The 6,095-nt window shown below is 43.7% G+C and carries 5 protein-coding genes and 2 pseudogenes; 1 reads left to right on the forward strand and 6 read right to left on the reverse strand.

Annotated features, from left to right (window positions below):
* The 5 genes and pseudogenes from ACFFSY_RS32300 to ACFFSY_RS35120 all read right to left on the reverse strand — a co-directional run.
* On the reverse strand, positions 1-343 hold a 343-nt coding region (locus tag ACFFSY_RS32300; RefSeq protein ID WP_377502157.1), incomplete at its 3' end, for a DDE-type integrase/transposase/recombinase.
* 876 nt (positions 344-1,219) lie between these two features.
* Positions 1,220-1,873 (reverse strand): competence protein CoiA family protein, encoded by a 654-nt coding sequence (locus tag ACFFSY_RS32305; RefSeq protein WP_377502166.1) that lies wholly within the window; start codon positions 1,871-1,873, stop codon positions 1,220-1,222.
* Between the two features lie 189 nt (positions 1,874-2,062).
* A complete protein-coding gene (locus ACFFSY_RS32310) occupies positions 2,063-2,752 on the reverse strand; it encodes a restriction endonuclease (RefSeq protein WP_377502160.1) in 690 nt (229 codons plus the stop codon).
* A 1,096-nt stretch (positions 2,753-3,848) separates the two neighbouring features.
* Positions 3,849-4,708 (reverse strand): annotated as a pseudogene (locus ACFFSY_RS32315) (Nmad3 family putative nucleotide modification protein).
* Between the two features lie 11 nt (positions 4,709-4,719).
* A complete protein-coding gene (locus ACFFSY_RS35120; protein WP_446686141.1) occupies positions 4,720-4,965 on the reverse strand; it encodes a DUF7669 domain-containing protein in 246 nt (81 codons plus the stop codon).
* Between the two features lie 188 nt (positions 4,966-5,153).
* On the opposite strand from ACFFSY_RS35120, the gene ACFFSY_RS32320 reads away from it, so the two are divergent.
* On the forward strand, positions 5,154-5,927 hold the full coding sequence (locus tag ACFFSY_RS32320; protein WP_377502163.1) for a hypothetical protein: 774 nt from the start codon (positions 5,154-5,156) through the stop codon (positions 5,925-5,927).
* A 33-nt stretch (positions 5,928-5,960) separates the two neighbouring features.
* Here the strand turns inward: ACFFSY_RS32320 and ACFFSY_RS32325 are convergent.
* Positions 5,961-6,095, reverse strand: a pseudogene (locus tag ACFFSY_RS32325) (IS256 family transposase); the annotation flags it as partial.

A 6,095-nucleotide genomic window follows, 5' to 3' on the forward strand; every position in this document is an offset into this window, starting at 1 on the left:
CCTGCAGCTGCTCGCGGTAATTCGTTGCGGCATATTGCGACCCACGATCGGAGTGATGCATGAGACCTTTCCCGGGCTGCTTCTTTTCGTAAGCGTCTTCTAGTGCCCCTAGAACCAGTTCCGTCGTCATCCGTTCGCCCAGTCTCCACCCTACAATTTCTCGCGTACAGAGGTCCAGGAGACTCGCCAAATACAGCCGGCCCTCGCGGCAGTGAATATAGGTGATGTCCGCAGCCCATACTCGATTCGGCTCGGTCACATGGAACTGCTGGTTTAGAAGGTTTGGCGCAATCGCGCGGCGAACCCGAACGGGTAAAGACAGCCAGTATGATTTGAGCGACATGCGTTTTCGTTACTTCCGCTGCTTCTGGCCACAGATAGTTCCCACGCGCATAATGCTCGGCTTCGCCATCCGGTACGGGAGCATCGACAAAACTAACCGCTAACGTATAGCCGTTCACGTCGAAGACCAAGGTTCCGTCCCGTTCCCCTTTCGGTTGCTGTTCCTCGCCTTCGGCCGGCGTACTGGTTATATTCCAATCCTGAAGAAGATTGGCCTTAATTTGATTCAGATCGCAAGCGGAAGAATCCAATAGCACGAACCCGTTGAAAATGCCGTTTGAGGTAGAGTCATCTGCCCCATCGGATAGCTCAAGCTGTGACTGCGCCGCTTCGTAGGCCGCAGCCTGATTCATCCAATATTGGCGGATCCCGGATCTATACTTTATAGAGTATACGTTCAAGGATGATATCTAACTTGTTAACTATCAAATTTTGGTATGTGATGGCATCCGGGATACCGACTTCAAAGCCCACAATTTGATTTCCTTGTGTGGATAATAAACCTTCAACTTTATAGTTTTTTATTAAAATGTCCATCATTACGGAAAACTGGTTTTCCGTACCGCTAATGATATACTCCAAATCGTGGGTCGAAACTACTGAATAGTAGGTTTTATCCGATTCGCACCTCTGCCTTTCTTTCGTTTTATCCTGTATATAGGAACTTTCTGATTATATTCGGCTTTATATCTCAAAAAACGAAGTGCTTTATTTTCGTCGCTCCTGTTCTCAAATATGAATTTTCGTATCGACTCACTATCCTTTGCTACTCCTGCTTTAACTGCTTCAATAGCCTTAGCCTTAATCGCATTGGTATACTCTCTTTGGAAGGACTCCTCAATCACTTGAATCCCAAGCGATTTTACGCTTGATTCATTTAGTGCACGAATGATTTAATAAGAATATCGAATCTCGTCTTAAGGAATTCGTCTAGATTGTGTGCCTCAACAGTAAACGATAAAGTTTTACCGTCTTCGTGTACAACTGGAACAAATTCAATATATGCAATATCATTTTCGAGATAAAAAGCGATTTTCTCTTCTGTTGAATAATGTGTAACTGCTACTTCAAATGCTAAAAACCTGTTTAAATCATAATCATTGCAAAGGACATCAGGTTTATAAATGTCAAACATCTTCTCAACATTCACATTATATACCTCGAAATACCTAACCAAATCCATGATGCTTACAGCATATTCGCTTCGATTGGTATCAAAAAGCAATAGCGACCGCCTGAATAGGTCAGGAAGAGTGTCCACTTGAAATTTAAACTGAACATTTTCGTCTCTTTTTTTGATTGCTGAAGCGATATAATGTTTCGCGTAATAGTGAAGTGCCGATTCAAGAGACATCGAGCACATACTCTCGGGATAATGTGAGAAATGGGGAATGCGGATTTCCCCAGCTTTAAAAAACAGCCCCTCACCGCATTCAGGACAACTGAACAATCGCCTATCTCCTTTACGGACATCCGGAATATGCACCATTTCTTCGTCACACAGAGCGTAAGGAATTGAAGACACATGCATCACCTTTCTGTCTCATTAATGGTATCCTCACACGCTTCCCATAGTGTCGAAGACATGCTTCTTCCACTCTTCACAAGCATGATGTCTTCCTTCAGTGTGCGCTGAATCGTGAAGACCTTACAAGCAGGATTAAATCGGTCACCAGAAACTGATCATCAATTTTACATTCATTACTGTGTAGAAGCCAAATCATCTGCTGCGACTTCCTTTTGGTTTAATCTCGGTTGCTGACATTGACTTACGCCAGTTTGAGAGCTTGTCATGCAAGACTAGCCCGTTAATAAGCTTGATATTGAGTCGCTCAGCAGCTTCTTTCGCTGCTTTTGTAAAGTTACTTGTCGTCACAATCCAAGCATCGTAGCAGCCATGAACTTGTTTACCCGCCTTCAGCCTTAAGATGATATCATTCCCAACATCACGCTTCCAACGCTTGCACTGAACAGCGATCTTGTAACCTTCCTTGCCCTTTAGGATGAGATCGACTTCATGATCTCCCGCGCCACCTACCCGCGTTACGGTGTAACCCTTCGAAATATAGTACAGTTCCATTAGCCGTTCAAAATCTGTACCAGATAACATATCTACGTCTGCGTGGATAAGCTCCTGATTACTAAGAACTTTGGTATTAGTCGTAGTAGCTGACGAAGCCCTACTCTTAGCGCTGGGTTTCTTCTTAGTCTGTTGAGCTGCTGAACGTCGTCTTTTAATCCATATTGAACCTAAGACTTCTCCCGCAACGACCGAGCCAAATAGAATGCCAATAAAAAATCCCCAATGTAATCCTGGCGTGTTAAAATATAGTGCTAATCCGATAAGGATACAGATCCCTCTTATGAAGTAAGCAATTTGCCTTCCTTCAGCATAATACGTCTTAGCCATATGTCCTCCTGTTGCAGTTAATGGGCCTTTCAGTTTTTAAGCTCCTCTCTGTTCCTTCGACTAAATTCGACCAATTCCCTGCTGATGGTAAAAGAAAAACGCCACTCGGGCGCTAGAAAGTAGGTCAAAGGCTCTATTTCAACTTCACTATTTTTGACAGGTGTCTCGTCTAGTAACACATAGTACGATATACGCTGTTTGTCTGGTATTTCTAATCACAATTTATGAAGCAAACAACCGTAAGTTGCCCTGTTAGCGGGCGAACCCACGGCAAGATCTTGCGGCGGCAGCATTCCGATTTCAGCGACTGCTTACGCAGCTGTCCCGGATACACCGAGCCTCGTTTAGCATCTTGCGAATTCTCCCATGGCCAAAGGACCAGCGCGCGGCATCCCACTGATGGCGGCGCATTCAGCCGTTCGGCCATCATGAATAGCGCAATAAATTTTGATGCAGTCGCCAACTTTAACGCCAGTTAATGACTTGAAAGTGACACCATTAGGGAGGGTTATCCAAATTGTGTTCTACGGGATGCACTTCATCATTTAGCCAGTTTTAAAATAGCAAGTTCGTTTTTTAAGCCGCGCATTGTTCAACTGAACGATTTTAATCAGCGAATTGGCTTCATTGAGTTGAATAGTATGATTTATAATTGAATGGAAAGCGTTGGGATGCATCAACATCAAAAGGTACCGAATCCGCTATTATGCGGATTTTTTATTTAGTCGGTTTGATATTGTCGGGAGTTGTAATCCCGACCTCCCCCTTTTGTTAAGAAAAAACAGAACTGACTCTATTGATTCCGTCTAAGCAGTTATTATTACAATGAATCCGATTAGATATGGGGCCGCTGAGGCCTCTTTCTTCATAAGCAGACTTTTGCAGAATCAATCAACGTTTAGTACCGCAATTGCGAGCCGCTTCCAAGACAGCTGAAACCCACCCCACTGCCCCTCAGGGGCCGTCAAGGCTCTGCCTAGACAATTACACTCGGACGTAGCCGTCCTTCGGCTATTCGGCCGAAGGGAGTGGATGAGTGTCAGAGATAATATCCTCCCGTCGAGGCTGAAATGAATGCTTCGCGGCCTAGACTGGTTTACCTCTGCCGTTGAAACAATTCCTTTGCCCATCGCTCCACACCAGAACCACCCTCAATGACGAACTCTTGACCTCTGCCCACCGTTTGCAATATACAATGATCATCGTGCAGTTCCCAGACTGGCTTTCCCGACTTGCTGTACAAGTCCTCGTGGTAACTCATCTTTGTCCCAGAGCTGGGATGAAAGTAACGTGGTAGCTGCCATACGGAACGCTTACGCTGTCCCATTCGAGTTAGAACCAAATACTGTTCGAAATTGAATGTTCCACATTCTGGGATGGAACTGTTAAACGACAAAGTTGGTGCCGCGATATATGCAGTATTCATATCCCTGTCTCTGCATTGGTAGTGGGGATGAGTTAACTTCCAACTTTCATATTGCCTCGCATGATCTATCCGCTCAATCTCACCTAATTGCATATAGCCCCAAATGATATGCCTGTTGGTTCCATTAACGTACTTGTATCCTAATTCTGTTCTGACAACATCTTTGAACCATCCAAAGAACAGAAACAAGTCTCAGACCTGAATCTTCTATTTGCAAGATGAGCTTGTGCTGCACTCGACTGCCCGAATATCCCTCTCCATTCAGTGTTCCGTTTGATTACTGAAGCATTAATATCTGGATCAAGATGCACGGACGTTTCGTTAGAATATTTCTTGATTCCAAGCTGGTTCATGAGATCAAGGTATGTATGGTTCCGATCGACGAATAAATCGGAATAGATTACTCCCGTATTCACCTCTTCATCTTCAGGAATCGGAAATGAAATCAACCTACCTGAATCAACGAGATGCGGACTGGGGTATCCACCAGCAGATGAGTCGAATCCCTTCCTGCTTAGAATGATCTTCATAATGCTCACTCCTAAAGGTCGATAACCTTATAGTAACCGTCGCCGATCCTCTCGTAGTCATTAAAGACTCTGGCGTGATTCTGATTTGCATTAATGCAGCATTTAGATACGACATGTGTCCTGATCGTCGATTCAGCATAGCTAGTGTTGTTGCTTTGCATGTACTCAACAGCTTCCTTAGGTGTGAACCGATTTTCTCCCTTGGCTTTAACTATCGATCTCGTTGCTCGCAACAGCTCATCCCTGCAGGTTCTCATCCAGAACCACTCCAGTCATGGTTTTCCACATCATACCATGAATTTATTTTCCAGAATAGTAAGCGATATTGTGATTGACTGTTGTGATTGAGTGTTGTATTGATGTGAAAATCGAATTCATTTCCGCATCGAACATCCATTGTTTTCATTTTTTGGACGGGCTACAATCTGTTCAAGAGGTGAGGACAATGTTGAAACAAGAGCTGCTACAAGAAGCAAATCAAGTGGGCATTCATTTAAGTAGTCATATGTTTGAACGATATGTTCAGCACAGCTTTATCATTAGTGACAAAAGTGGACGAGGGTATTACCGTGGGGTTCAGACCAATTACCATGAAAGAACGTTGGAGACATTAATGTATATTGATCGTCTTAAGTCTGAGAAGAGGATTAAAAATCAAAAAGACTACATATTCGCTCTGTTCTGGCGAGGCTACCCCGTTGATTGGTACAAGCTAAAAGCGAGACTCATGGAATTTCATTCTAATACCATGAAATCATTTAAAGTTATCGCTGTCCTATCCGAAAACCGTGAATATCAGGAGCTTTTAGACGAAATCGCTGAAGAAGAGGCTAGCAAATCACCAAAAGCAATCGGAAGGCCAAGCAGAGAAACTCTTCAGATCAAAGAGAATGAAGCGAAGGAGTTTGCCAAAGGATATATTTGGGTTAGTCAATTTATCTCGGGGATACTGAAGAATAACGCTATCTCCCCTCAGGTTTTTGATGATTTTAACCAACAAGCTAAGTTAAAGAATCAATACTTAAATGACTCGATACTTCTCTATGCTAATAACTGGCTTCAGTTGAAGACTTGGCGAGATGCGGTTAAACAGTCTAATGAACTAGATTACGAGGAAACCTACAAGGTAATACATTTAATGAAGGAATATTGGGGTGACTTAGAATCAACATATGGAAGCGTCTATGATATCCCTGTAATCGGCGAGTTGGGTCTGTAAAGCTTTTTGTGTAAACCCTCTTGAAGCAAAATACTAACGTAGATATTGACCGATCCGGTCGGGGAAGAAAACGGAGAGCTGGAGGAGCATTTGGCCCCAGTTCTGCACACGCCCAGTCCATTTGCGAGTGACATCCATCGTCGCTAAGTAGAGCATTTTCAGCAGCGC

Source organism: Paenibacillus aurantiacus, assembly GCF_042431225.1.
Taxonomy (GTDB): Bacteria; Bacillota; Bacilli; order Paenibacillales; family Paenibacillaceae; genus Paenibacillus_Z; species Paenibacillus_Z aurantiacus.

What these genes read in the sequence shown, in the direction of transcription:
- ACFFSY_RS32305 (WP_377502166.1), bottom strand. Translation starts at nt 1,873, where the DNA reads ATGCATGTGTCTTCAATTCCTTACGCTCTGTGTGACGAAGAAATGGTG.
- ACFFSY_RS32310 (WP_377502160.1), bottom strand. Translation starts at nt 2,752, where the DNA reads ATGGCTAAGACGTATTATGCTGAAGGAAGGCAAATTGCTTACTTCATA.
- ACFFSY_RS35120 (WP_446686141.1), bottom strand. Translation starts at nt 4,965, where the DNA reads ATGAGAACCTGCAGGGATGAGCTGTTGCGAGCAACGAGATCGATAGTT.
- ACFFSY_RS32320 (WP_377502163.1), top strand. Translation starts at nt 5,154, where the DNA reads ATGTTGAAACAAGAGCTGCTACAAGAAGCAAATCAAGTGGGCATTCAT.